The sequence below is a fragment of the Klebsiella sp. WP8-S18-ESBL-06 genome (assembly GCF_014169755.1).
GTDB classification, from domain to species: domain Bacteria; phylum Pseudomonadota; class Gammaproteobacteria; order Enterobacterales; family Enterobacteriaceae; genus Kluyvera; species Kluyvera ascorbata_B.
Window position 1 is genome coordinate 2,049,046 of the sequence record NZ_AP022256.1, and the last position, 24,685, is coordinate 2,073,730.

The 24,685-nt window shown below is 53.7% G+C and carries 25 protein-coding genes, 3 tRNA genes and 1 pseudogene; 23 read left to right on the top strand and 6 right to left on the bottom strand.

Annotated features, from left to right (window positions below):
• Positions 1-206 precede the first annotated feature (206 nt).
• From H7R76_RS09635 to sdiA, 8 genes are all read left to right on the top strand, one after another.
• Complete coding sequence (locus H7R76_RS09635) at positions 207-2,024, top strand: FliC/FljB family flagellin (protein WP_182967620.1); 1,818 nt, start codon at positions 207-209, stop codon at positions 2,022-2,024.
• 164 nt (positions 2,025-2,188) lie between these two features.
• Positions 2,189-2,908, top strand: a complete 720-nt coding sequence (locus tag H7R76_RS09640) for an RNA polymerase sigma factor FliA (protein WP_106927920.1) — start codon at positions 2,189-2,191, stop codon at positions 2,906-2,908.
• Positions 2,909-2,968: 60 nt separating this feature from the next.
• Positions 2,969-3,520 carry a flagella biosynthesis regulatory protein FliZ gene (gene fliZ / locus H7R76_RS09645; RefSeq protein WP_182967940.1) on the top strand — a complete coding sequence of 184 codons (552 nt, stop codon included), beginning with the start codon at positions 2,969-2,971 and terminating at the stop codon, positions 3,518-3,520.
• 86 nt (positions 3,521-3,606) lie between these two features.
• Positions 3,607-4,407: a cystine ABC transporter substrate-binding protein gene (gene tcyJ / locus H7R76_RS09650; RefSeq protein WP_182967622.1), complete on the top strand. Its 801-nt coding sequence runs from the start codon at positions 3,607-3,609 to the stop codon at positions 4,405-4,407.
• Positions 4,408-4,488: 81 nt separating this feature from the next.
• The gene (dcyD, locus tag H7R76_RS09655) at positions 4,489-5,475 is read left to right on the top strand and encodes a D-cysteine desulfhydrase (protein ID WP_182967624.1); all 987 of its coding nucleotides are present in this window, start codon (positions 4,489-4,491) and stop codon (positions 5,473-5,475) included.
• A 13-nt stretch (positions 5,476-5,488) separates the two neighbouring features.
• A complete protein-coding gene (gene tcyL / locus H7R76_RS09660; protein ID WP_106927887.1) occupies positions 5,489-6,157 on the top strand; it encodes a cystine ABC transporter permease in 669 nt (222 codons plus the stop codon).
• Positions 6,154-6,906, top strand: coding sequence for an L-cystine ABC transporter ATP-binding protein TcyN (tcyN, locus tag H7R76_RS09665; RefSeq protein WP_182930398.1), 753 nt, complete (start codon positions 6,154-6,156; stop codon positions 6,904-6,906). The genes tcyL and tcyN overlap by 4 nt, the downstream gene beginning before the upstream one ends.
• A gap of 318 nt (positions 6,907-7,224) precedes the next feature.
• Positions 7,225-7,947 carry a quorum-sensing transcriptional regulator SdiA gene (gene sdiA / locus H7R76_RS09670; protein WP_106927883.1) on the top strand — a complete coding sequence of 241 codons (723 nt, stop codon included), beginning with the start codon at positions 7,225-7,227 and terminating at the stop codon, positions 7,945-7,947.
• Positions 7,948-8,019: 72 nt separating this feature from the next.
• On the opposite strand, the gene H7R76_RS09675 is transcribed toward sdiA, so the two are convergent.
• On the bottom strand, positions 8,020-8,244 hold the full coding sequence (locus H7R76_RS09675) for a DUF2594 family protein (protein WP_035894108.1): 225 nt from the start codon (positions 8,242-8,244) through the stop codon (positions 8,020-8,022).
• Between the two features lie 457 nt (positions 8,245-8,701).
• Between H7R76_RS09675 and uvrY the strand changes: the two genes are divergently transcribed.
• From uvrY to H7R76_RS09705, 6 genes are all read left to right on the top strand, one after another.
• Positions 8,702-9,358: a UvrY/SirA/GacA family response regulator transcription factor gene (gene uvrY / locus H7R76_RS09680; RefSeq protein WP_064544562.1), complete on the top strand. Its 657-nt coding sequence runs from the start codon at positions 8,702-8,704 to the stop codon at positions 9,356-9,358.
• The gene (gene uvrC, locus H7R76_RS09685; protein WP_106927881.1) at positions 9,355-11,187 is read left to right on the top strand and encodes an excinuclease ABC subunit UvrC; all 1,833 of its coding nucleotides are present in this window, start codon (positions 9,355-9,357) and stop codon (positions 11,185-11,187) included. The genes uvrY and uvrC overlap by 4 nt, the downstream gene beginning before the upstream one ends.
• Positions 11,188-11,242: 55 nt before the next feature.
• Positions 11,243-11,791: a CDP-diacylglycerol--glycerol-3-phosphate 3-phosphatidyltransferase gene (gene pgsA, locus H7R76_RS09690; protein ID WP_182930399.1), complete on the top strand. Its 549-nt coding sequence runs from the start codon at positions 11,243-11,245 to the stop codon at positions 11,789-11,791.
• A 151-nt stretch (positions 11,792-11,942) separates the two neighbouring features.
• A tRNA-Gly gene (locus tag H7R76_RS09695) sits at positions 11,943-12,018 on the top strand.
• Positions 12,019-12,058: 40 nt separating this feature from the next.
• Positions 12,059-12,132: transfer RNA gene (locus H7R76_RS09700), tRNA-Cys, on the top strand.
• Between the two features lie 12 nt (positions 12,133-12,144).
• Positions 12,145-12,231, top strand: a tRNA-Leu gene (locus H7R76_RS09705).
• A gap of 338 nt (positions 12,232-12,569) precedes the next feature.
• Here H7R76_RS09705 and H7R76_RS09710 read toward each other — a convergent pair.
• Entirely contained in the window at positions 12,570-13,349 is a 780-nt protein-coding gene (locus H7R76_RS09710) for a hypothetical protein (RefSeq protein ID WP_182930400.1), read from the bottom strand.
• A 269-nt stretch (positions 13,350-13,618) separates the two neighbouring features.
• On the opposite strand from H7R76_RS09710, the pseudogene H7R76_RS09715 reads away from it, so the two are divergent.
• Positions 13,619-13,801, top strand: a pseudogene (locus H7R76_RS09715) (IS3 family transposase); the annotation flags it as partial.
• A gap of 114 nt (positions 13,802-13,915) precedes the next feature.
• Here the strand turns inward: H7R76_RS09715 and cho are convergent.
• The gene (gene cho, locus H7R76_RS09720; RefSeq protein ID WP_182930401.1) at positions 13,916-14,791 is read right to left on the bottom strand and encodes an excinuclease Cho; all 876 of its coding nucleotides are present in this window, start codon (positions 14,789-14,791) and stop codon (positions 13,916-13,918) included.
• Between the two features lie 244 nt (positions 14,792-15,035).
• Here cho and H7R76_RS09725 point away from each other — a divergent pair, with 244 nt between their 5' ends.
• The 7 genes from H7R76_RS09725 to H7R76_RS09755 all read left to right on the top strand — a co-directional run bounded on the left by H7R76_RS09725 (position 15,036) and on the right by H7R76_RS09755 (position 21,882).
• Complete coding sequence (locus H7R76_RS09725; protein WP_182967626.1) at positions 15,036-15,740, top strand: GNAT family N-acetyltransferase; 705 nt, start codon at positions 15,036-15,038, stop codon at positions 15,738-15,740.
• A 388-nt stretch (positions 15,741-16,128) separates the two neighbouring features.
• The gene (locus H7R76_RS09730; RefSeq protein WP_182967628.1) at positions 16,129-17,247 is read left to right on the top strand and encodes a branched-chain amino acid ABC transporter substrate-binding protein; all 1,119 of its coding nucleotides are present in this window, start codon (positions 16,129-16,131) and stop codon (positions 17,245-17,247) included.
• Positions 17,248-17,326: 79 nt separating this feature from the next.
• A complete protein-coding gene (locus tag H7R76_RS09735; RefSeq protein ID WP_182967630.1) occupies positions 17,327-18,241 on the top strand; it encodes an ABC transporter permease subunit in 915 nt (304 codons plus the stop codon).
• Positions 18,242-18,250: 9 nt separating this feature from the next.
• Positions 18,251-19,540 (top strand): high-affinity branched-chain amino acid ABC transporter permease LivM, encoded by a 1,290-nt coding sequence (livM, locus tag H7R76_RS09740; protein ID WP_106927867.1) that lies wholly within the window; start codon positions 18,251-18,253, stop codon positions 19,538-19,540.
• Entirely contained in the window at positions 19,537-20,415 is an 879-nt protein-coding gene (locus tag H7R76_RS09745; protein ID WP_106927865.1) for an ABC transporter ATP-binding protein, read from the top strand. Before livM ends, H7R76_RS09745 begins: the two co-directional genes overlap by 4 nt.
• Positions 20,412-21,128 carry an ABC transporter ATP-binding protein gene (locus H7R76_RS09750; RefSeq protein WP_106927863.1) on the top strand — a complete coding sequence of 239 codons (717 nt, stop codon included), beginning with the start codon at positions 20,412-20,414 and terminating at the stop codon, positions 21,126-21,128. The genes H7R76_RS09745 and H7R76_RS09750 overlap by 4 nt, the downstream gene beginning before the upstream one ends.
• 85 nt (positions 21,129-21,213) lie before the next feature.
• Complete coding sequence (locus H7R76_RS09755) at positions 21,214-21,882, top strand: YecA/YgfB family protein (protein ID WP_182967632.1); 669 nt, start codon at positions 21,214-21,216, stop codon at positions 21,880-21,882.
• A gap of 53 nt (positions 21,883-21,935) precedes the next feature.
• Here H7R76_RS09755 and tyrP read toward each other — a convergent pair whose 3' ends face one another.
• A complete protein-coding gene (gene tyrP / locus H7R76_RS09760) occupies positions 21,936-23,147 on the bottom strand; it encodes a tyrosine transporter TyrP (RefSeq protein WP_182930403.1) in 1,212 nt (403 codons plus the stop codon).
• A gap of 194 nt (positions 23,148-23,341) precedes the next feature.
• Here tyrP and H7R76_RS09765 point away from each other — a divergent pair, with 194 nt between their 5' ends.
• Positions 23,342-23,581: a YecH family metal-binding protein gene (locus tag H7R76_RS09765; protein WP_182967942.1), complete on the top strand. Its 240-nt coding sequence runs from the start codon at positions 23,342-23,344 to the stop codon at positions 23,579-23,581.
• A gap of 34 nt (positions 23,582-23,615) precedes the next feature.
• Here H7R76_RS09765 and ftnA read toward each other — a convergent pair whose 3' ends face one another.
• On the bottom strand, positions 23,616-24,113 hold the full coding sequence (ftnA, locus tag H7R76_RS09770; protein ID WP_106927857.1) for a non-heme ferritin: 498 nt from the start codon (positions 24,111-24,113) through the stop codon (positions 23,616-23,618).
• Positions 24,114-24,301: 188 nt separating this feature from the next.
• The gene (gene yecR / locus H7R76_RS09775) at positions 24,302-24,637 is read right to left on the bottom strand and encodes a YecR family lipoprotein (RefSeq protein ID WP_106927915.1); all 336 of its coding nucleotides are present in this window, start codon (positions 24,635-24,637) and stop codon (positions 24,302-24,304) included.
• Positions 24,638-24,685: the final 48 nt, after the last annotated feature.

Consider the following 24,685-nt stretch of genomic DNA (forward strand, 5'->3'; position numbering starts at 1 on the left):
GTCAAAGTTTACGCTTAATTGTTTTTTTTTAATGGCAGGAATAAGGGCAAGAGAAAAGAGTAATTCGGCGGCTAAAAAAATGCGTGATTGCGAAAAAAAATTCTAAAGGTTGGTTTACGGCAGACGATAACAAGTTTGACGGCGATTGAGCCGACGGGTGGAAACCCAATACGTAATCAACGACTTGCAATATAGGATAACGAATCATGGCACAAGTCATTAATACCAACAGCCTCTCGCTGATCACTCAGAACAACATCAACAAGAACCAGTCTGCTCTGTCGACTTCTATTGAGCGTCTGTCGTCAGGTCTGCGTATTAACAGCGCGAAGGATGATGCTGCGGGTCAGGCGATTGCTAACCGTTTCACGTCCAACATTAAAGGCCTGACTCAGGCTGCGCGTAACGCCAACGACGGTATCTCCCTGGCACAGACCACGGAAGGCGCACTGTCTGAAATCAACAACAACTTACAGCGTGTGCGTGAACTGACCGTTCAGGCAACCACCGGCACTAACTCCGATTCCGACCTGTCTTCTATCCAGGACGAAATCAAATCCCGCCTGTCTGAAATTGACCGTGTATCCGGCCAGACCCAGTTCAACGGCGTGAACGTACTGTCTAAAGACGGTTCCCTGAAAATTCAGGTTGGCGCGAACGATGGCCAGACTATCTCCATCGACCTGAAAAAAATTGACTCTGATACCCTGGGCCTGAACGGTTTTAACGTGAATGGCTCTGGAACTATCGCAAATAAATCAGCAACAATCAGTGATTTAACCGCTCAGAAAGCAGTTGATAATGGTAATGGTACCTACACAGTTACAACAAGTAATGCTGCGCTGACTGCTTCTCAGGCATTAAGCAAACTGAGTGATGGTGATACTGTAGATATTGCGACCTATGCTGGTGGTACAAGCTCTACTGTTAGCTATAAATATGACGCAACAGCCGGTAATTTTTCCTATAACAATACCGCGAATAAAACTAGCGCAACTGCAGGTTCTTTGGCTGACACTCTTTTGCCTGCCGCAGGTCAAACAAAAACTGGTACTTATAAAGCAGCTTCTGGTGATGTTAACTTTACTGTTGATGCTACCGGTAATCTGACGATTGGTGGTCAGCAAGCTTACCTGACAACTGATGGCAACCTGACTACAAACAACTCTGGTGGTGCGACATCAGCTACTCTGAAAGGTTTATTTACCCTTGCTGGTAACGGTAAATCTCTGGGTAATAACGGAACTGCTACCGTTACGCTGGATAATACCTCTTATAACTTCAAAGCGGCTGCGAATGTTACTGTCCCAGCTGATGTTACTGCTGCTGCCGGTGTGACCTTTACTGCAACAGTATCAAAAGACGTGATTCTTGCTCAGCTGCAGTCTGCCAGTCAAGCCGCCGCCACCGCAGCAAATGGTGACACTGTTGCAACTGTAAACTATAAATCTGGCGTTATGGCTGGTTCTGCGACCTTTACCAATGGTAAAGGTACTGCTGATGGTATGACTTCGGGCACTACACCAGTTGCTGCTGCCGGTGCTAAAGCAGTATACGTTGACGGTAATAATGAGCTCACTTCAACTTCTTCTTATGATACAACTTATTCGGTAAACGCTGATACTGGTGCTGTGAAGGTAGTATCTGGTACCGGTACAGGCAAGTTTGAAGCCGTTGCAGGTGCCGATGCCTATGTAAGCAAAGATGGTAAATTAACTACCGAAACCACAAGCGCGGGCACCGCAACCAAAGATCCTCTGGCTGCCCTGGATGCCGCAATCAGCTCCATCGACAAATTCCGTTCTTCCCTGGGTGCGATTCAGAACCGTCTGGATTCTGCGGTAACCAACCTGAACAACACCACCACCAACCTGTCTGAAGCGCAGTCCCGTATTCAGGACGCCGACTATGCGACCGAAGTGTCCAACATGTCTAAAGCGCAGATCATTCAGCAGGCCGGTAACTCCGTGCTGGCAAAAGCTAACCAGGTACCGCAGCAGGTTCTGTCTCTGCTGCAGGGCTAATCGCTCTCAACCTGACTCAACCCCGCTTCGGCGGGGTTTTTTGTTGCTGAAATTTTACTTACTCTGCAAATAACCCCACATTTTCCCCACTGTTCCATCGATTAAAACGGCTATAGAAACGGATAATCGTGCCGATAACTCATATTGATGCAGGGCTGTTTATCGTGAATTCAATGTATACCGCTGAAGGTGTAATGGATAAACACTCGCTATGGCAACGCTATGTGCCGTTGGTACGACACGAAGCGCTGCGCCTCCAGGTGCGTTTGCCGGCGAGTGTGGAACTGGACGATCTGCTCCAGGCGGGCGGTATCGGCTTATTGAACGCTGTTGAACGCTATGACGCTCTGCAAGGTACGGCATTTACCACTTACGCAGTGCAGCGCATCCGTGGGGCGATGCTGGACGAACTACGCAGCCGTGACTGGGTTCCGCGTAGCGTCAGGCGAAACGCGCGTGAAGTTGCGCAAGCGCTGGGTCAACTGGAGCAAGAGCTGGGACGAAACGCGACGGAAACCGAAGTCGCGCAGCGATTGGGGATTGCGGTTGAGGAATACCGTCAGGTGCTGCTGGATACCAATAACAGCCAGCTTTTTTCCTACGATGAGTGGCGGGAAGAGTACGGCGACAGCATCGAACTGGTGACGGAAGAGAATCAGCACGAAAACCCACTGCATCAACTGCTGGAAGGCGATCTGCGCCATCGCGTGATGGAGGCCATTGAGGCCCTGCCGGAACGCGAGAAGTTGGTGTTAACCCTCTATTACCAGGAAGAGCTCAATCTTAAAGAGATTGGCGCGGTGCTGGAAGTCGGGGAGTCGCGCGTCAGCCAGCTGCACAGCCAGGCGATCAAGCGTTTACGCATCAAGCTGGGTAAGTTGTAGGTTGGAATAACGTAAAGTTTGACCAAAAAATGCCGCATTAATCAATGAAAACCCGGAGTTATCATGATGATGCAGGTAAAAAGACGGCCGCTAAGCCGCTATTTGAAAGACTTCAAACACAGCCAAACGCACTGCGCACATTGTCATAAACTGCTCGATCGCATCACGCTGGTCCGCCACGGGGAGATAGTGAACAAAATCGCGATTTCCCGTCTCGATACCCTGATGGATGACGCCGCGTGGCAGCAGGAGCGTAGCGCGTGGTCTGCACTGTGCCGCTTCTGTGGCGATCTGCACTGCAAAGAGCGGAGCGCTTTCTTCAATATCATCGGCTTTAAACAATACCTTCTCGAACAAACCGACATGAGCGCCGGCACCGTGCGCGAATACGTGGTGCGCCTGCGTCGTTTGGGCAATCATTTCACCGAACAGCAGGTGCCGCATACATTGCTGCAAGAGCGCCACGCGGATGAAAAGCTGGAAGCCTGGCTGCCGGACACCAGCACCAACAATTATCGCATTGCGCTGCGTAAATACCTGCGTTTTCAGCGCCACTCTCCCCGGAGCGGCGAACAAGATTTCGCAGATTGTGAAACCTCTGATATATATTAATTTGGAATAACATGTATCGCATAGGTGTTTGTCATTGATGATGAACGGTTTACACTACTGAAAAAATGATGTTTTTCGGGGGAATGATGAAGCTGAAGTTTCTGGGTCGTCAGGCGCTGATGGGCGTAATGGTCGCTGCGCTGGTCGCAGGCGCAAGCGTTCACGCTTTTGCGGCTGAAAATTTATTAAACCAGGTCAAAGAACGCGGCACGCTGCGCGTTGGGCTGGAAGGCACCTATCCTCCGTTTAGTTTCCAGGGCGATGATGGCAAGCTGACCGGTTTTGAAGTCGAGTTCGCTAACGAGCTGGCGAAGCATCTGGGCGTGAAAGCCGATCTGAAGCCGACCAAATGGGACGGTATGCTGGCGTCGCTGGACTCCAAACGTATTGACGTGGTGATTAACCAGGTCACCATTTCGCCGGAACGTCAGAAGAAATATGACTTCTCCACCCCGTACACCATCTCCGGTATTCAGGCGCTGGTGAAAAAGGGCAATGAAGGCACCATCAAAACCGCCGCCGATCTGAAAGGCAAAAAAGTCGGCGTCGGCCTGGGAACCAACTACGAAGAGTGGCTGCGTCAGAACGTGCAGGGCGTAGACATTCGTACCTATGATGATGACCCGACCAAGTATCAGGACCTGCGCGTAGGCCGCATCAATGCTATCCTGGTTGACCGTCTGGCCGCGCTGGATCTGGTGAAGAAAACCAACGACACGCTGGCCGTTGCCGGTGATGCGTTCTCCCGCCAGGAATCGGGCGTGGCGCTGCGTAAAGGCAACGAAGACCTGCTGAAGGCGGTTGATAGTGCGATTGATGCCATGCATAAAGACGGTAGCCTGAAGGCGCTGTCCGAAAAATGGTTCGGCGCAGACGTGACGCAGTAATCGCTCCGATCGAAAAAAGGCGCTGAAAGGGCGCCTTTTTTTATTTTGGGCGCATAATAAAAACGAGACCAAGGAGATGTTATGTCACTGCAAAATTTAACCCGCTTTCCGCGCCTGGAATTTATTGGCGCGCCGACGCCGCTGGAATACCTGCCGCGCTTTTCTGACTACATCGGGCGCGATATCTTTATTAAGCGCGACGACGTCACGCCGCTGGCAATGGGCGGCAACAAGCTGCGCAAGCTTGAGTTTCTCGCCGCCGATGCGCTGCGCGAGGGGGCCGATACGCTGGTGACCGCCGGCGCGATTCAGTCTAACCACGTGCGCCAGACGGCGGCCGTGGCGGCCAAACTGGGCCTGCACTGTGTGGCGCTGCTGGAAAACCCGATGGGCACCACGGCGGAAAACTACCTCAGCAACGGCAACCGCCTGCTGCTGGATTTATTCAATACTCAGGTCGAAATGTGCGATGCGCTGAACGATCCGAACGCCCAGCTTGCCGAGCTGGCGACGCGCCTTGAGGCGCAGGGCTTTCGTCCGTACGTGATCCCGGTAGGCGGATCAAACGCGCTGGGCGCGCTGGGTTACGTGGAGAGCGCGCTGGAAATCGCCCAGCAGTGCGAAGGCGTGGTGTCGATTTCATCCGTCGTGGTCGCCTCCGGTAGCGCGGGTACCCATGCGGGCCTCGCCGTTGGTCTGGAGCAGGTCATGCCGGAAGCCGAACTGATTGGCGTAACCGTCTCGCGCAAGGTTGCCGATCAGTTGCCGAAAGTGGTGACGCTTCAGCAGGAGATTGCCCGTAGCCTTGAGTTGACGGCGAAGGCCAACATTACGCTGTGGGACGATTACTTCGCGCCGGGTTACGGCATCCCTAACGATGACGGCATGGAAGCGGTTAAGCTGCTGGCGCGTCTGGAAGGTATTCTGCTCGACCCGGTGTACACCGGCAAGGCGATGGCCGGGCTTATTGATGGCATCAGCCAGAAACGCTTTAAGGATGAAGGCCCCATTTTGTTTGTTCACACCGGCGGCGCGCCTGCGCTGTTCGCCTATCATCCTCACATCTAAATAGAACGCGCTCATGCAAGAAAGTATTCAATTAGTGATTGATTCCGCACCGTATTTGCTCAAAGGTGCGGTCTTTACCCTCCAGCTTAGTATTGGCGGGATGTTCTTCGGGCTGGTGCTGGGCTTTATTCTCGCGCTGATGCGCCTGTCGCCGATTGCGCCGGTGCGCTGGCTGGCGCGCTGCTACATCTCTATCTTTCGCGGCACGCCGCTGATTGCCCAGCTGTTTATGATTTACTACGGCCTGCCGCAGTTTGGCATCGAGCTGGACCCCATTCCGTCGGCGATGATTGGCCTGTCGCTTAACACCGCGGCCTATGCCGCCGAAACGCTGCGAGCGGCGATTTCATCGATCGACAAAGGGCAGTGGGAAGCGGCCGCCAGTATTGGCATGACCCCGTGGCAGACCTTGCGTCGGGCGATTCTGCCGCAGGCGGCGCGGGTCGCGCTGCCGCCGCTGTCGAACAGCTTTATCAGCCTGGTGAAGGATACCTCGCTGGCCGCCACCATTCAGGTGCCGGAACTGTTCCGCCAGGCGCAGCTGATTACTTCGCGCACGCTGGAAGTGTTCACCATGTACCTGGCCGCATCGCTGATTTACTGGGTGATGGCGACGGTGCTGTCGATGCTGCAAAACTATTTTGAAAACCAGCTTAACCGCCAGGAGCGAGATCCGAAATGAGCGCGATAGAAGTCAAAAACCTGGTGAAAAAATTCCACGGACAGACGGTGCTGCACGGCATTGACCTTGAAGTGAAAGAGGGCGAAGTGGTGGCGATTATCGGGCCGAGCGGCTCTGGTAAAACCACGCTGCTGCGCAGTATTAACCTGTTGGAGCAGCCGGAGAGTGGCACCATTCGCGTGGGGGAGATAACCATTGATACCGCGCGGCCAATGAGCCAGCAGAAGGGGCTGATTCGCCGCCTGCGACAGCACGTTGGTTTTGTGTTTCAGAGCTTTAACCTGTTTCCACACCGCACCGTGCTGGAAAACATTATTGAAGGGCCGGTGATTGTGAAAGGCGAGGATAAACCCGGTGCGATCGCCCGCGCTCGCGAGCTGTTAGCGAAGGTCGGGCTGACAGGCAAGGAAGCGAGCTATCCGCGACGTCTTTCCGGCGGCCAGCAGCAGCGCGTAGCCATAGCCCGCGCGCTGGCGATGCGTCCGGACGTCATTCTCTTCGATGAGCCCACCTCCGCGCTGGACCCGGAACTGGTCGGCGAGGTATTGAATACCATTCGCGCGCTGGCGCAGGAAAAGCGGACGATGGTTATCGTTACCCATGAGATGAGCTTCGCGCGTGATGTGGCCGATCGGGCTATTTTTATGGATCAGGGGAGAATCGTCGAGCAAGCGGAGGCAAAAGCCCTGTTTGCCAATCCGCAGCAGGCGCGTACGCGTCAGTTCCTCGAAAAATTCCTCATGCAATAGCGCTAATGCGCGCCGGGTAGCCCAACCGGCGCGCGGCGGCGGCTACTTAATTTATATCGCAAAGGATGACCACGTGCGGGCATCCTCTTTTCAATGAAAAATTTTACTTAAGTTCGCCTTATTAATAGGTGGACATTATTTCATTACGGGCGCGCGTAAAGGGCCTGATTGCAGCTATATCGCGTGTTACGTTGCAAAAATGCGGCAATTTAAGATTATTTTGCGATAGCGTGATATTTTATACATATAAATAAGATTTATGTGTTAGGTTTCAGTATTCATAAAAATGATTGTTGATCAGGGGGTTTCTCGTTTGTTATGAGAGACGATGATTTTTTCAGTTGGCGGCGGGAAGTGCTGCATCTTTTCCAGGCGGCGACAGCAAGCGCGCAGATATACACGTTACTTCAGCAGCAAACCGAATATCTGGAATATGATTTCTTCGCCCTGTGCGTTCGTCACCCGGTGCCGTTTACCCGGCCCCGCATTTCGGTGTATACCACCTATCCAGATGCCTGGATGTCGCACTATAAGTCGGCAAACTATATGGCTATCGATCCGGTGCTGAAACCGGATAATTTCTCACTGGGCCATTTGCGCTGGGATGATGAACTCTTTAGCGACGCCCAGGAGCTGTGGCACGCTGCGCGCGAGCATGGTTTGCAAACGGGGGCCACGCAGTGCCTGATGTTGCCGAATCATGCGCACGGTTTCTTATCGGTGTCGCGTTCACGCGTGCTGCGCGTTGCTCAGGATGAGGATGAAATGGCGCTGCGCTTACAGATTCTGCTGGAAATGAGCCTGCTGGCATTATTACGCGTCGAAGACGAAATGGTGATGCCGCGCGAGATGAAATTCAGTAAGCGGGAATTAGAAATTCTGAAATGGACTGCGGAAGGAAAAACATCGGCGGAAATTTCGATGATTCTGTCTATTTCAGAGAATACGGTGAATTTCCATCAAAAGAATATGCAGAAGAAATTCAATGCGCCTAATAAAACGCAGATTGCCTGCTATGCGGCGGCGATTGGTTTGATCTGACTTGTATTCACACGTTCTGCGTGCCAGACGGCAAACCGACCGTCAGCAGCGATGCCGACGGCCGGTTTTTAATTACTGGCGATAAGCTTGTTTAATTTGCTTAACGGTACTGGAAAATACGGCAGCCTGAGCTTCATCTTCTAACTGCGCAATTTGCTTTTCCATCTTAATAATCACACGACCGGCGTCAGCCTGCCCCATCGCTTGCAGCATCAGGGTCAGCATGGCCTTCAGGCAGGAGAGTTCCTGGGCCAGATTTTGATTATTTTCAGCGGTGGAAAAATCAGGTGTGCTCATTTATTGCCTCGTACAATTTCTGCGCATTATGCGCGATGCGGATGATGAAAGCGGCGCAGTATACCACAAGCGGAGAGAAAAAAAGGAGTGCCTGTTTTTTGCGCGCTGCTCAGAGTTGATATTAATTATTATTTTCGACTGCATGGGCAGTGGCTTAGCCGCAAATTGTTTAAATACGGTTCCTGCATCGTTAATAGTTGTTACATATTATAGGGGCTATTTAGCAAATATACGATAAAGCGCCTGTTTACGCCGATAATCACCGCCTGCATACTGATAACGGCCTTTGGCATCTTACTGTTTTTAAGAGCTTTCCAGCATCTGTACATGAATATTTCCAAAAACGAGATCGAAATCGAAGCTCTGGCATTTTTAGACTTTCACAGATGATATAAAACCCGGTAGTATGGGGGAATTAAGCAGTAGTAGCGTTATCCCTATTCTGGAGATTATTCCTTTGATCAACGTCCTTCTTGTTGATGACCACGAACTGGTGCGCGCAGGGATACGACGCATTCTGGAAGATATAAAAGGTATTAGAGTGACCGGCGAGGCAAACTGCGGGGAAGATGCGGTGAAGTGGTGCCGTGCTAACCCTGTCGACGTTGTGCTGATGGACATGAACATGCCCGGCATCGGCGGCCTCGAAGCTACGCGCAAAATTGCGCGGTCTGCGGTCGATACCAAAGTCATTATGCTGACCGTACACACGGAAAATCCGCTACCGGCGAAAGTGATGCAGGCTGGGGCTGCAGGCTATCTCAGCAAAGGCGCCGCGCCGCAGGAAGTGGTTAATGCTATCCGCTCCGTGTTCTCCGGCCAGCGTTATATTGCGTCCGATATCGCTCAGCAGATGGCCTTAAGCCAGATCGAGCCAGAAAAAACGGAATCGCCGTTCTCCAGTTTGTCTGAACGTGAATTGCAGATTATGCTGATGATCACAAAAGGTCAGAAGGTGAATGAGATTTCAGAACAGTTGAATCTGAGTCCCAAGACGGTCAACAGCTACCGTTATCGTATGTTTAGCAAGCTGAACATACACGGTGACGTTGAGTTGACGCACCTGGCAATTCGCCATGGCCTGTGCAATGCGGAGTCGTTAGCAAGTCAGTGAGTGATGTTTTTGATTCAAAAGCCTTTCTGAAAACCGTAACCAGCCAACCCGGCGTTTATCGTATGTATGATGCCGGCGGCACGGTTATTTATGTTGGCAAAGCCAAGGATCTCAAAAAACGCCTTTCCAGCTATTTTCGTGCTCAGGTTGCTTCGCGCAAAACGGAAGCGCTGGTCGCGCAAATTGCGCAAATTGACGTCACCGTGACCCACACCGAAACGGAAGCGCTGCTGCTCGAACACAACTACATCAAGCTCTATCAGCCGCGCTATAACGTACTGCTGCGTGATGATAAATCGTATCCTTTTATTTTTCTCAGCGGCGATACCCACCCGCGCCTGGCGACCCATCGCGGCGCTAAGCATGCGAAAGGCGAATACTTCGGGCCATTCCCGAACGGCTATGCGGTGCGGGAGACCCTGGCGCTGCTGCAAAAGATTTTCCCCATCCGCCAGTGTGAAAACAGCGTGTACCGCAACCGCTCGCGCCCCTGCCTGCAATACCAAATCGGCCGCTGCCTCGGGCCGTGCGTGAAGGGGTTGGTGAGCGAAGAAGAGTATGCGCAGCAGGTGGAATACGTGCGGCTATTCCTTGCCGGTAAAGATGATCAGGTGCTGACGCAGCTGATTGCGCGTATGGAAAAAGCCAGCCAGGCATTGGCCTTTGAAGAAGCGGCGCGTATTCGCGATCAGATTCAGGCGGTGCGCCGGGTTACCGAGAAACAGTTTGTCTCCAACAACGGTGACGATCTGGACGTGATCGGCGTGGCCTTTGAAGCCGGTATGGCCTGCGTGCACGTGCTGTTTATTCGCCAGGGCAAAGTGCTCGGCAGCCGCAGCTACTTCCCGAAGGTGCCGAACGATACTGAACTGGGCGAGGTGGTGGAAACCTTCGTCGGTCAATTTTATTTCCAGGGCAGCCAGGTGCGCACGCTGCCGGGTGAGATCCTGCTCGACTTTACGCTGCAGGACAAAACGCTACTCGCCGATTCTTTATCAGAGCTGGCCGGGCGACGCATTCAGGTGCAGACAAAACCGCGCGGCGATCGCGCGCGCTATTTAAAGCTGGCGCGTACCAATGCGGTGACCGCGCTGTCGACTAAACTTTCCCAACAGTCCACCGTCCATCAGCGCCTGCAGGCGCTGGCCGCCGAGCTGAAGCTGCCGGCGATTAAGCGGATGGAGTGTTTTGATATCAGCCATACGATGGGCGAGCAGACGGTGGCGTCCTGCGTGGTGTTCGATGCCAACGGCCCGCTGCGCGCCGAGTATCGCCGCTATAATATTACCGGCATTACCCCGGGCGATGACTATGCGGCCATGAACCAGGTGCTGCGTCGCCGCTATGGTAAAGCGATTGATGAGAGTAAAATTCCTGACGTTATCCTGATTGACGGTGGGAAAGGGCAGTTGGGGCAGGCGAAAGCCGTGTTTGCCGAACTTGATGTGCCGTGGGATAAACATCACCCGCTGCTGTTGGGGGTGGCAAAAGGCAGCGACCGCAAAGCGGGGCTCGAGACGCTGTTCTTTGAACCGGAAGGCGAGGGGTTTAGTCTGCCTCCGGACTCGCCGGCGCTGCACGTTATTCAGCATATTCGTGATGAGTCGCACGATCACGCCATTTCAGGCCACCGTAAAAAGCGCGCGAAGGTCAAGAGCACCAGTTCGCTGGAGACCATCGAAGGCGTAGGGCCGAAGCGGCGCCAGATGCTGCTCAAATACATGGGCGGCCTGCAGGGTTTACAGCAGGCCAGCGTCGAAGAAATTGCCAAAGTGCCCGGAATCTCGCTTGGCTTAGCAGAAAAGATCTTCTACTCGTTGAAACATTAGGGGCTCTGTAGCAACATAGGGCTAATATTTACTAACAACAGATAGTTACCGCGCCATGCAATATAATATCCCTACATTGCTTACGTTGTTCCGCGTCATCCTGATTCCATTTTTCGTGCTGGCGTTCTACCTTCCTTTTGTCTGGGCGCCGTTCGCGTGCGCGCTGATCTTCTTTGTCGCCGCCGTGACCGACTGGTTTGATGGCTACCTTGCCCGTCGCTGGAACCAGAGCACCCGCTTTGGCGCTTTCCTCGATCCGGTCGCCGATAAAGTCATGGTCGCCATCGCCATGGTGCTGGTAGCCGAGCACTACCACACCTGGTGGGTTACGTTACCGGCGGCAACGATGATCGCCCGTGAAATTATTATTTCCGCGCTGCGCGAGTGGATGGCTGAGCTGGGTAAACGCAGCAGCGTGGCCGTCTCCTGGATTGGTAAAGTGAAGACCACCGCGCAGATGACCGCGCTGGTGTGGATGCTGTGGCGTCCGAATATCTGGGTTGAGTGGGCGGGTATTGCATTATTCTTGGTGGCAGCCGTGCTGACGCTGTGGTCTATGCTGCAATATTTGAACGCGGCGCGCGGTGATTTGCTTCAAGAGTGATCGTTTCGACGCAATTTTCAGCAAACGATACAAAGTTGCGAAAAATACCGTTGACTCACCGCGTCAGATAAGTAGAATGCAACGCATCGAACGGCAGCACAGATTGCCAGACGATAGCAAAATCAAGTGGTTAACGAATCAACTTGATAATGCGGGAATAGCTCAGTTGGTAGAGCACGACCTTGCCAAGGTCGGGGTCGCGAGTTCGAGTCTCGTTTCCCGCTCCAAATTAAAAGCATCGGCAATAGCGGGTGTTTAAGATTTAAAGGCGCGTTAGCAAAGCGGTTATGTAGCGGATTGCAAATCCGTCTAGTCCGGTTCGACTCCGGAACGCGCCTCCACTTTCTTCCCGAGCCCGGATGGTGGAATCGGTAGACACAAGGGATTTAAAATCCCTCGGCGTTCGCGCTGTGTGGGTTCAAGTCCCACTCCGGGTACCATGGGAAAGTAAAGAATAATCAAAGCAATAAGCAGTGTCGTGAAACCACCTACGGGTGGTTTTTTTGCGCCTGAAATTCACGCTCTGTACATATCCTGTACTCACTGAGTGCAATGAATTGTTTTCCCACGCACGTTAATGCGATCTCACTTCATTCCCCTCAAACACAGAGAACAGGGCGTACAGTTCTGGTCTGATTTCGAGTCATGTTGTTTAGATGCGTTTGAAGATTCTGAATCTGAATAAAAGTTGTTACCCCCTTTCGAAATGCTAAAGGCAAGTATTGACGAAGAGTGAATTATGGGCATTAGTATTATAAGAATGGCACTATGACGTGACTTAGAGCATTACTTCCCATCGATTCATTAACCAGTCTAAAAGCGCATCAGCATCTTTCACAAAATATTGGTCTGTCCCTTTCTCTCCTCCGCGTGGGCCAAATGTTGCTGTCGAAATCTTGAAGCCTTCCCCGGTGTATTTGCACCAGATGTGGTAGGTATCCCCTGGTGACCAGTAATAGTGAATTTCCCCATAAGGGGTGTTTTCCTTTGGTTCCCGGTAATCGAAATAGCCTCGAGCTGAATCTTGTAGCTCTGTAAGTAGTGCGTCGAAAATCTCACGCGTTTTAAGCGTCATGGGATGTTTAGATAAATCGACAACCTTTGCCTTCTTGGCATTCAGGCGATCACGGATCATTGATGCTGAATCACTCTGCGTGCTGGTGGCTGCGGGTGTCGTTGTATCGGCACTCAGAGCGAGGACTATAGTTTGCAGCCGGGCGATCTCTTTTTGCGCCTCCGACAGCTCAATCTGACATTGGCTGAGTTCAGAAAGTGCATTTTGGTATGACTCATTCAGGACTATCTTCTCATCCTGCAATGAGGTTGCACGTTCGCGGATACGGCGGGCTTCGACCAGAAGAGCATTGTACTTGTCAACTAACTCGCGTTCTCGATCTGCCCTAATAGGCGCGGTTTCTTCCCGGATAACATGCAGAGAACTCAGGCGTACACCTTCACGCTCTGCATAGCTGAATGCCTGACGAAATGCGTTAGTAGCTTCTTCTTTGTTTGAATTGCCCAGCGCCAGCGCTAGGGATTTAACTGCTTTGCTCATCATTTACTCTCATGCTCGGAAAACGCCAGGGCTTGTATTTCTTCGCGTTTCGCAGAAACGTCAATTAACAGGACAGTTAGGGTAATCCCCCCAATTTTAATGGAGGTGATAAGTAGAATAGGGACATTCGCTGAATATGCTGCATCGTGTTTAGCCATTCAGTGCCATATTTAGGTGTTTGGGATTATAAAACGATTGCCACTGGGCCGCATAGTTTTACATTGCATCCAGTGAGTGAGCTTCCTGTACTCCATTTGCATCTGCCGAAGTCTGAAAAACGATGGGTGCCCGTGACAGGTTCTATAAGCTTTAGCGAAGCTGATCATACGATCACTGACTATATCGTCGTATATTACCGCCCGCAAAGGCCGGATGACTATAACGGTGGGTTATCCCCAAACGAATCGGAAAACCGATACAGCAAAAACTTTAAATCGGTGGCGAGTTTTAGTTGATCACTACACACTCCGGGTACCATGGGAAAGTAAAGAATAATCAAAGCAATAAGCAGTGTCGTGAAACCACCTACGGGTGGTTTTTTTGTTTTTGTCCCTTGTGTTCACTGCGCCTCAGCCATCGCTTTCCCCACTCAGATCGATAACGGCCGCACTGCCTGACATCAGCGGTTTACACAAAATCTTATAGCCATCGTGATCGAAACCGGCCTGCTGGCGCGATAGGGTTGCAGCTTCGGCAAGCGAACCAACCGAGCCCAGCCACATCCAGTTGCGGATAATATGATACTGAATGAGATCATCGCTCTCCTCTGGCAATGCGATCGCCCCACGCCACGGCCAGCAGATGAGCTGAAGCTGCTCAAGTGCACAAAGCAACCTGTGGTGGTGTGCGTCGAGGGTCTCTTTACCGCAGCAGGCACCGGCGCAGCGGTGAAGCGCCGAGCGAAAACAGCCGCGCCCTTTATTCAGCGGTTCGAGGCCGAGCAATCCGTAACAGAGCCGGTGCGCGTCGGCAATAGACCGCAACGCTTCCAGCGCAGTGCGACGATTGGCGAACAGCCCGTATAAGCCAGCGTGATGAGAAAAGTCGATTTCTTTTGCGTACACTACCTCAGGCTTTCTGTTCTGCATATGCAACGCGCACAGCTGGTGGCTGCGGCGCAGGCGCTTATTGAACAGCGGCTGCTGTGCTTTAATCATTTTAGCTTCCAGCAGCAGTGCGCCGATTTCCCCCGCGGTGCGCGTCCAGCTTATTCTTTTCGCCTGATAGAGCATGGCGGCTTCATCGGGCGTACGCAGGTGTGACAGCACCCGGCTGCGCAGGTTGATGCTTTTCCCAATATAGAGCGGCAACGTTTCACTTTCGCCATGAAAGACATACACGCCGGGCAAGGGTGGGATCGCCGAAATAAACGGGCGCAGGTGCTCGGGGTACGCGTATATTGCGGCGGGGGAAAATTGTGGGCGGTACGTTGGGCGTGAGGGCAAGTGGCCTCCGGTATCTGTTTATTTAAACAGTATAACGACAAAATCCAGAGGGCTCCAGAATGGCCAGGGGAACACGTCAATCGTTGGGGCGGGGAGTGTCAGGCCGGATACAGAATATCGCGCCGGGTATTCATGATGTTATGGACGATATTATTCTTATTGCGCACAGTGAAATTTACAAATGTGTAACATTTGTGGTCTTTCTGCTATAACCCTTAGTTTACCGTTTTGACAGGAAATGTTTATGCCGGAAATCAATGAGTTTGGCCAGTGGGTAAACGATCGTATCCCCGACTGGCAGGGGGCCGGGGCGCTGGCGCGTGCGCCGCTGTACGGCCGCTTTTGTTGGCTGGAACCCCTCAATGCAGCGCGTCACGCCGCCGATCTGTACGAGGCCTACGCGCAGGGCGAAGAGAGCGACTGGACGTGGCTTGCCAGTTCGCGCCCCGACTCTCTTGCCGCCACCGAACGGTGGGTGCAGGTCAAAGTTGATGACGCTGCGCTGGTGCCTTATGCGGTGATCGACCGACGCACCGAGCGGGCAGTCGGACTGGTCAGTTTTATGGCCATCGATCGCCAGATGGGGTCGGTAGAAATTGGCCACGTGACGTGGTCGCGGTTGATGAAACAAACGCCGCTGGGAACCGAAGCCGTGTGGCTGCTGCTGAAAAATGCGTTTGAACAGGGCTACAGACGGCTGGAGTGGAAATGTGATTCGATGAATCTCGAATCCCGCCGCGCCGCCGAGCGCCTGGGGTTTAGCTGGGAAGGGCGCCTGCGTCAGCGGATGATCCGTAAAGGTCGCACCCGCGATAGCGACTATCTGTCTATCATCGACGGTGAATGGGCGCGCTGCGAAGCGGTCATCTGTGCCTGGCTGGCTGAAACTAACTTTGATGCGCATGGGCGGCAAATTCAGCGTCTGGAAACGTTCAGGGACAACGCGTGATCTGACGTTACGTTAGCGTCAGACCCTCAGCGGCAGGCCGTTGCACCATTAGTTAACATAAGTTGCACAATTTGCAACAAAAATGCACAAACCGTGACTATTGCAATATTTATGTACTTTATTGTTAAGCAGATGTGATCCCTCCCGTAATTTCACTTCGCCGGTGCAGAGGCCCTGCAACGGCGCTCTATACTCAGAATTGTCAAAATCCGAGCGCGGGTTGTGCAAAGTTGGCAACCATTTTGCTTAATGATTTGGCCTGAGAAGCGTAAGGAAACCTCGCCGTTATCAGCAGGATATTGTCAGGATGTCGTTTGTCCGGCGCAATGCGCCGGTGGTTCGGCTTCACACCGTAATGCATAAACCTCTTTTGCTAAGGTAGATAATAATGTCGCTGAAATTAATAAAAAGTCCGCTTTCGATTGTGTTGGCAGGGTGTCTGGTGACGGCGTTTTCCGCCCAGGCCGATATCGTTATTGGCGTTGCCGGGCCTTTTACCGGGCCTAACGCGACCTATGGCGATCAATATTGGCACGGTGCGACTCAAGCGGCGGAAGATATTAACGCCGCCGGTGGGATTAACGGCGAAAAGATTAAGCTGGTGCAGGGCGATGACGCTTGTGAACCTAAACAGGCCGTAGCGGTAGCGAACCGTCTGGTCGATCAGGATAAAGTTCAGGCCGTTGTCGGCCACTTCTGTTCATCTTCTACTATGCCGGCTTCCGAGGTCTATAACGATGCCGGGGTGCTGGCGATTACCCCGGGGTCAACCAACCCGCTTATTACCGAACGCGGTATGAATGACATGTTCCGTATGTGCGGCCGCGATGACCAGCAGGGTGACGTTGCCAGCAACTTCATCATTGATAAGCTGAAGGCGAAACGGGTGGTTATCATTCACGATAAAGATACCTACGGTCAGGGCCTGGCGGATGCCACCCGCGCAGCGCTGGCCAAACGCGGCGTGAAAGAGGTGATGTATGAAGGCCTGTCGCGCGGCGAGAAAGACTTCAACGCGCTGGTGACCAAAATTGGTGCGCAGAAGCCGGACGTGGTGTTCTTCGGCGGCTGTCATCCGGAAGCCGGACCGCTGGTACGCCAGATGCGTGAGCAGGGCGTGCAGGCGAAATTCTTCTCCGGTGACTGCATTGTGAACGAAGAGATGGTGACCGCTGCCGGCGGACCACAGTACACCAATGGCATCTACATGACCTTCGGCAAAGATCCGCGCCTGATCCCGGACGGTAAAGCGGTGATTGAGAAATTCCGTGCCAATAAGTTCGAGCCGGAAGGCTATACCCTCTATTCCTATGCTTCTATTCAGGCTATCGCAGCGGCGTTTAAAACCGCAGGACCCGACTCGGCGAAAGCCAGCGCCTGGCTGAAGGCCAATCCGGTGGAAACCGTGATGGGTAAAAAAGCCTGGGACAGCAAAGGCGATCTGAAAGTCTCCGACTATGTCGTTTATCAATGGGATGACAAAGGCAAGTATAAGGAAGTTGAGTAACCGGATGGAGTCACGCTCAGCGCCGGTATGGCAGCATACCGGCGCTTTATAACATGGCCAATAACACGAGCGCGCGAAGATGGAGACATTCTTTTTACAACAGTTAGTCAATGGCTTGACGCTAGGATCGGTCTACGGGCTTATCGCCATTGGTTACACCATGGTTTACGGTATTATCGGTATGATTAACTTCGCCCACGGCGAAGTGTATATGATCTCCGCCTATCTCTGCGCCATCGGGCTTGCGCTGCTGTCCTTCTTCGGCCTGCACTCTTTTCCTCTGCTGATCCTCGGCACGCTGGTGTTTACCATCGTGGTGACAGGGGTATACGGCTGGACGATTGAGCGTATCGCCTATAAGCCCCTGCGTAACTCCACACGCCTGGCGCCGCTAATTTCGGCGATCGGCATGTCGCTCATTTTGCAGAACTACGCGCAAATCAGCCAGGGGCCGCGTCAGCAGGGCGTGCCGACGATGTTGGACGGCGTACTGCGCCTGCATCTGGGTGAAGGATTTGTGCAGATAACCTACACCAAAATCTTTATCCTGCTGGCCTCGTTTGCCGGGATGCTGCTGCTGACCTGGATAATCGGCCACACCCGTCTTGGGCGAATGTGCCGTGCGGTACAGCAGGATCGTAAAATGGCCTCCATTCTGGGGATCAATACCGATCGCATCATCTCGCTGGTGTTCGTTATTGGCGCGGCGATGGCAGGGCTTGCCGGGGTATTAATTACCATGAACTACGGTACGTTTGATTTCTATGCCGGGTTTATTATCGGCATCAAAGCCTTCACCGCGGCGGTGCTGGGCGGTATTGGTTCATTGCCAGGCGCGATGCTCGGCGGGCTGTTGCTGGGCGTGGCTGAAGCGCAGTTATCGGGGATGGTCAACTCAGACTATAAAGACGTGTTCTCGTTCGGGCTGCTGGTGGTTATCCTGATTTTCCGTCCGCAGGGGCTGCTTGGCCGCCCGATTGTGGCCAAGGTGTAGGAGCGGACGATGACCCATTCAACGGCTTCACACGATGCGTTTTCACTCAAGCGCTGCATTCTGGATGCGATATTTTCAGGGCTGGTGGCGCTGATTATTTTTGGTCCCATCGTCGGCGTTGTGCTCGATGGCTACAGCTTTAACTTTGAAGGCCAGCGGTTGGTCTGGATTGTTGCTGCCGTAATGGTCGGCCGCTTTGCGCTGAGCGCATTGGCGACCACCCGCGTCGGCAGACGGTTTGCCTCGCGGTTTGAAGGCGATAGCGCGGGCGTCTATGTCCGCGCTCCGGGCTATAAAAGCCAGCTGCGGTGGGTGATTCCGCTGGTGCTGGCGCTGGCGGTCTGCTTCCCGTTTGTGGCCACCAAATATGTGCTGACGGTGGCGATCCTCGGCCTAATCTATGTGCTGCTGGGATTGGGGCTGAATATCGTGGTGGGCCTTGCCGGGCTGCTGGACCTGGGCTACGTGGCGTTTTACGCCATCGGTGCGTACGGCCTGGCGCTAGGGTATCAGTATCTGGGCCTCGGTTTCTGGTCGATGCTGCCGCTGGCGGCGTTGATGGCTGCGGCCGCCGGGGCGCTGCTCGGCTTTCCGGTGCTGCGAATGCATGGCGACTACCTGGCGATCGTCACGTTGGGCTTCGGTGAAATTATTCGTCTGATCCTCAATAACTGGCTGAGCTTTACCGGCGGGCCCAACGGTATTTCCGCGCCGCCGCCCACCTTCTTCGGTCTTGAATTTGGTCGACGGGCGAAAGAAGGAGGCATACCGTTCCACGAGTTCTTCCATTTAACCTACAACCCAAATCTGAAGTTTATTTTCATCTACGCGGTGCTGGTGCTGGTGGTTCTGCTGGTGCTCTACATTAAGCATCGACTGACGCGGATGCCGATAGGCCGCGCATGGGAAGCGCTGCGTGAGGACGAAATCGCCTGCCGCTCAATGGGGCTCAACCACGTCCTGGTGAAGCTGTCAGCCTTTACGCTCGGCGCATCCACCGCCGGGATTGCCGGGGTGTTTTTTGCAACCTATCAGGGGTTTGTGAACCCGACCTCCTTCACCTTCTTTGAGTCGGCGCTGATACTCGCCATCGTGGTGCTGGGCGGGATGGGCTCAACCATCGGCGTGGTGCTGGCGGCCTTTGTCTTGACCGTCACGCCGGAACTGCTGCGCAGCTTTGCCGAGTACCGCGTGCTGCTGTTTGGCGTGCTGATGGTGGTGATGATGATCTGGCGGCCGCGCGGCCTGATTCGTATCAACCGCAGCGGTTTTGCGGTGCGCAAAGGGGTGGCGCCATGAGCCAGGATATGATTTTAAGCGTTGAGCATCTGATGATGCATTTTGGCGGCATTAAGGCCCTTAATGATGTCAATCTGGAGGTACAGCGGGGGTCGATAACCGCGCTAATCGGCCCTAACGGTGCGGGAAAGACCACGGTATTCAACTGCCTGACCGGTTTCTACAAGGCCTCTGGTGGCAATATTCTGTTCAATACGCGCGACAAAACGACCAATGTGATTCAGATTCTCGGGCAGAAATTCCAGCCGGGTGATTGGGTGAATCCGGCGCAGTTTGGTCAGCGGCTGTTCTATAAAATGTTTGGCGGCACCCACCTGGTTAACCGGGCAGGGCTGGCGCGAACCTTCCAGAACATCCGCTTGTTCCGCGAAATGTCGGTGGTGGAGAACCTGCTGGTGGCGCAGCATATGCAGGTTAACCGTAATCTGTTGAGCGGCATTCTGAATACGCCAGCCTACCGCCGGGCGGAAAGTGACGCGCTGGACCGCGCCTTTTACTGGCTGGAGGTGGTGGATTTGGTAGAGTGCGCCAACCGCCTGGCGGGGGAGATGTCCTACGGCCAACAGCGGCGTCTGGAAATTGCTCGCGCTATGTGCACCGGCCCGGAGATGATCTGCCTGGATGAACCCGCCGCCGGGCTGAATCCGGTAGAAACGCGGGCGCTGAGTAAAATTATCCGCTTCCTGCGCGAGCACCATGCAATCACCGTGCTATTGATTGAACACGATATGGGGATGGTGATGGAGATTTCCGACAATATTATCGTACTGGACCACGGAGACGTCATTGCTCAGGGCAAGCCGGAGCAAATTCAGCATGATGAAAAAGTCATTGCCGCTTATCTTGGTGCCAGCGAAGACGAGGTGAGCCTATGAGCGAGCCAATGCTGGAATTTCGTGATGTTGATGTGTTCTACGGCGTTATCCAGGCGTTAAAGCAGGTTTCGCTCCAGGTGAATAAAGGCGAAACCGTATCGCTGATCGGCGCTAACGGCGCGGGGAAATCGACGCTGCTGATGTCGATATTCGGCCAGCCACGCGTGCGCAGCGGGCAGATTCTGTTTTGCGGCGATGATATCAGCCATCGCACCACCCATTATGTGGCGTCGGCGGGCATTGCCCAGGCACCGGAGGGCAGGCGTATTTTCCCGGATATGAGCGTTGAGGAAAACCTGCTGATGGGCACCATCCCGATCGGCAATCAGTATGCGGCGCAGGATCTGCAAAGCATGTTCGATCTGTTTCCACGTCTTAAAGAGCGGCGCAAACAGCGGGCGATGACCATGTCCGGCGGCGAACAGCAGATGCTGGCGATTGCCCGCGCGCTGATGAGCCGCCCCAAGCTGCTGCTGCTCGATGAGCCGAGCCTGGGACTGGCACCGATCGTGGTGAAGCAGATTTTCCAGACGCTGCGTGAACTGGCGCGCAATGGCATGACGATTTTCCTGGTGGAGCAGAATGCCCATCATGCGCTGAAGCTGTCCGATCGCGGCTATGTGATGGTGAACGGGCAGATCCGCCTGAGCGGCAGCGGTGAGGAACTGCTGGGAAATCAGGAGGTGCGCAAGGCCTATCTGGGCGGCGTGTAGCAACGCCGGGCTGGAGTTCAACGCTAAACTGCTGCATCATTGCGCCTGAACTGAGCTTCCTCATTAACCACGATAGAGATTGAGTATGAAAACGGGACCTTTAACCGAAAGCGAACTGGAATGGCTGGACGAGACCATTGCGAAGTATGCCTCCGACGCGTCAATTATCGACGTGTCTGAACTGGACGGTATGCTGACCGCCATCCTCTCCTCACCGCTGGAGATTGAACCCGCCGAGTGGATGTTCGCCGTCTGGGGCGGGGCCGATCATGTACCGCACTGGGCAACCGACCGCGAGCGCGACCGTTTCGTCAATCTTACGTTGCAGCACATGAGCGATATTGCCGATCGCTTAAACGACTATCCCGATCAGTTTGAACCGCTGTTCGGCACCCGTGACGAAGAAGGCCAGGAGCTGACCATCGTTGAAGAGTGGTGCTATGGCTACCTGCGTGGCGTGCGTCTGAGCGACTGGAGCGGATTACCGCAGGAACAGCAGACGGCGCTGGGCTGCATCGCGCTGCACGGCGACGAAGAAAAAAGCGCCGCGCTGGAGGGCTTTAGCGCTGACCAGTATCTGGAAAGCGTCGATAAAATCCGCCCGGCGGCGCTGGCGCTGTTCGATTACTGGATGGACAACCCAAAGGACGCGCCGGTAAAGCAGCCGATCAAAAATGAAAACAAGGTGGGTCGCAACGACCCGTGCCCGTGCGGCAGCGGTAAGAAATACAAGCAGTGCTGTTTAGCAAAATAAAGAAAGGGGCCAATTGGCCCCTTTTTCTGGCATGAAGACCGGCTTGTCGGGGGTTAACCCACCGACGGCAGCAGGCCGGTGGCAATCCCCGCCTGAATCAATATCACCGCAATTCCGCAGGCAAATACCAGCCACAGCATCGGCTTGCCGCCCGCTACGCGGTAGCCTCCCTGCGGGTGCTGCTGGCGGCTTTTCAGCGTCAGCAGCGAGGGGATAATCAGCGCCAGTACCGCCAGTGCGACGCCCGCATAGCCCAGTGCCATCACGAAACCGCGCGGGTAGAACAGCGCAAAGGCCAGCGGCGGCAGGAAGGTAATGCCGCCGGTTTGCAGGCGTCCACGGACGGTATTTTTACGCTGGAACAGATCCGCCAGATAATCAAACAGACCCAGCGCGACGCCGAGGAATGAGGTTGCCAGCGCCAGATCGGCAAACAGATGTACCGCCAGCTCAACGTGCGGTGAAGCCACCACTTCACGAATGGCCAGCAGCAACCCGTTCAACCCGCTATGCTGCGACATCAGCGCGCTGAATACCGGTGAGTCGATGCTGCCAAGCGTGGCAAGCTGCCAGAACACATAGGCCACCAGCGGGATCGCGCTGCCGACGATAAAGATGCCGCGCAGTTTACGTACATCACCGTTCATGTAGCTGACAATACTGGGTACGCTGCCGTGGAAGCCAAACGAGGTAAAGATAACCGGGATCGCCGACAGCGCCAGCCCTTGAGCCAGCGGCAGCGTCATCAGGTTAATCTGGTGAATATGCGGTAGCAGCAGCGCCAGCATGACGATCAGGAAGATAATTTTGGCGCTGAACAGGAAGCGGTTAAACAGATCGACCAATGAAGTGCCGACGCAGATAACCATGCCACCAATGGCGGTGAACAGTAGCACGCCGATGGCCGGCGGTATCTCAACGTTGAACCACTGACTGAGGCTGGAGGCCAGCAGCTCGCCCGCGCCGCTGATATACGCTGCCGTCAGCGCGTACATCAGGAACATCATGCTAAAGCCGGTTATCCATTGCCCGTATCGCCCCAGGTAGCGCAGTGCCAGCGTACCCAGCCCGGTGTCGGCCGGGACATGCTGATACACTTCCAGCAGCAGCAGGGCGGTATAGCACATCAACGCCCACAGCCCCAGCAGCAGCACCATCGTGACGCCAAAACCGACGCCCGCCGATGCCAGCGGCATGGCTAGCATGCCCGCGCCGATCGTGGTGCCGGCTACGATTAAAATACTCCCCAGGGTACGGTTCTTCACGCTTTCCTCTGCTTTACAACGTATTCATAACCAAAGATGCCGCGCAGAGTATGTTAAACCCGCAGTTTCGTCAAATATCAAATACAATCACTGTACATTTAAGTTTACGAAAAATGAAGGCGCGGGAAAGCTGCGCTAGCGCAAAACATGCAATACAAATGCAGTTTATCCTGGTGTTTTTATTGGGAGGAAAAATGAATTCTATTCACGGTCACGAAGTCCTGAATATGATGATGGCATCAGGCGAACAATACAGTCTGGAAAGTCTAGAAGCGGCTATTCATGAGCGCTTTGGTACTCAGGCACGATTTCATACCTGCTCGGCGGAAAATATGAGCGCGAGGGAACTGGTGGCTTTTCTGCATAAGAAGGGCAAGTTTATTCCACTGGAATCTGGTTTTACTACCGCAGAAAGTAAAATTTGCCGCCATTAATGGGCAGCGGCGTTTATACGCCGCTGCGCGGTAATTAATTCTGGGTATCGAGCGTTGCCAGCTCTTTATCGATAAAGTACAGCCCTTCACCGCTTTTACCCGCCAGCGTCAGCTTATCAATAACGGATTTGAACAGCTTCTCTTCTTCGTGCTGCTCAGCCACATACCACTGCAGGAAATTAAAGGTCGGATAATCCTGGTTGGTCATTGCGGCATGTGCCAGTTCGTTGATTTTGCTGGTGATAAGCTGCTCGTGCTCGTAGGTGACGCGGAACAGTTCGTCCAGTGAGGCATATTCAGCAAACGGCGAGGAGACGGTGTTGATGCGTGGCAGGCTGCCGGTATCGGTCAGGTAGTCGAACAGGCGCTGCATGTGCGTCATCTCTTCCTGGGCGTGGCGGCGCAAAAAGGCGGCGGCACCTTCAAAGCTGTTAAAACTGCACCAGGCGCTCATCTGCTGATACAGCAGCGAAGAATAAAGTTCGAGATTCATCTGTTCATTTAATTTCTCGATCATTGGTGCTTTCAGCATCGTGTCGCTCCCCCAAATTCGTTAATAGTTAATTACAGCGGAACTATAAGTTGTTATTAAGTTATTTGCAAAAAGTAAATATAAAAATGTTTATTTAATAATACGAATGGGAATAAAACTCATTGGCATAAATATAATGGGTGTTAACCGGGGAATATAATGACGCCGGCAGGACCGGCGCTGGGCAATTAATAATAGGCCGTTGCGGCGGGGATATTGGCAATCCCCCGGCACTGGTACTGCAAGGTGATATGCTCGTTAAGGCACAGCGAGCCGCTGATGGTTGAACAGGTGGTAATCGGCTGGCCGTAGGAAAAGGCGGTTGCATAGCCCATTTGTTGACAGGCTTTGTTCGCCTCGGACTGTGCCAGATAGCCGTCGGTACGGGCATTTTGCAGTACTGCCTGCCCGTAGGTCAGACGAACGATACCGCTGGTGGCATCAACTTCGCTGACGCTTGCCGCGCGGGGAACCGTGCACGCGGAAAGTGTCAGCAGGGCGGGGATAAGAATGAGGCTTTTCATCATTTCGCTCTGCGCAATCTGTCGTAGCCTGATTGTAGCCGTCGAGAC